Source organism: Halogeometricum sp. CBA1124 (assembly GCF_009741955.1).
In the GTDB taxonomy this organism is placed as follows: domain Archaea; phylum Halobacteriota; class Halobacteria; order Halobacteriales; family Haloferacaceae; genus Halogeometricum; species Halogeometricum rufum.
On the sequence record NZ_WPCD01000368.1, the window covers coordinates 1 to 1,312 of the forward strand.

At 76.8% G+C, this 1,312-nt stretch carries 2 pseudogenes; both read left to right on the forward strand.

The window, feature by feature from the left end:
- Nucleotides 1-341: pseudogene (locus GJ632_RS22685) on the forward strand (hypothetical protein); the annotation flags it as partial.
- Nucleotides 224-1,312: pseudogene (locus GJ632_RS21545) on the forward strand (hypothetical protein); the annotation flags it as partial. The pseudogenes GJ632_RS22685 and GJ632_RS21545, both read left to right, overlap by 118 nt.

Genomic DNA, 1,312 nt, shown 5'->3' on the forward strand with positions numbered 1-1,312 from the left:
GGCCGACGGCGACGAGCGTCGCCGTCGTCCTCCTCGGAACGGCGACGCTCGGCGGCCTCCTCGTCGACGCGACTGACCTGTGGAACGCCGTCGTCCCTGCCGCCGCCGGCGCGGTACTGCTCGCCGTCGCTCTCACGCTGGCGGCGGCGGAGTCGTACCGACCGCTCGCGCGGTTCGTCGCCGCCTGCCTCCTCCTCCCGGCGGTGCGGGCGTCGTCGCCGGCGTGGGCTACGCCCTCGCGAAGCAACTCGGGGGCGCGTACGCCGTCGGCTCGGTGTTCGTGGTCGTCGGTCTCGCTACGGCGGGGTTCGGCGCGGCGGCGGCCGTCAGAGACGCGCTGAAGCGGGACGCGCTGGCGTCGGCGCTCCCCGTCGCGGCGGCCGTCGCCCTCCCGCCGACGGCCGCGTTCGTCCCCCTCGCTCTCGTCCGGGTCCTCGAAGCGTTCTCGGCGACGCTGTTCGTCCCCGTTCTGGTGCCCGACCCGGTTCCGACGGCGGCGTTCCCGCGCGCCGTCGTCGACGGCCTCCTCCGCTTCCTCGTCGCCCCGACGCACGAGGGCCCGCACCTGTTCTCGTTCGCCCTCGTCTGCTACGTCGCCGCCGTCGGCCTCGCGGCCGTCCTCCGGACGTACCCAGTCGCGGACCTCCTGTCCCCGAGCGACCCGGACGCCGCGGCCCGCGTCGTCGACCCCCTCGAACGGGCCGCGACGCTCTCGGCCACGCTCGGCCTCCTCGTCGTCTTCGTGGCCGCCGTCCTCTTCGTCGCGCCCGACGGGTTCGCGGCGGTTCCGTCCCGGGTCCGCGACCCGCTGACGACGCTCGCGAACGTTCCCGTTCTCCGCCTCGTCCTCCTCGGCGGCGGCCTCGTGGGGGCCCTCCTCGGCGTCGGGTCGTGGGGGCTCAGGCGGCTCTCGGACTCCGCCGGTGACGGCCTCCGCGCGTCGCCGTCGCCCCCGTCGCTCGTCGCCGGCGTCGGCGTCGTCGCCGGCGCGTTCGTCGTCCACGGTCCCGTCCTCGCGGCACTCCTCGACGCGGTGCTCGGCGTGCTCCCGTCGGCGATGGCGGCCGACGTACGGACGCAGGCGGACGCCGTCGTCGCGTTCTACGGCGGCGAGGTGGTCCTCCTCGGCCTCTGTGCCGGCGTGCTCTCGGTCGCCGCCGTGGCGACTGCGTTCCTGTACGTGTCGGTTCGCGTCGGCGCGGTGACCGACCGGGCCGCCGCGCCGCCGTCGCGGGCGGGGGCCTGTTCGTCGCGGCGGCCGTCGCGGCCACCGTCGGCGCGGGAACCACGCTCGTCCTCGCGGGCGCCGTCG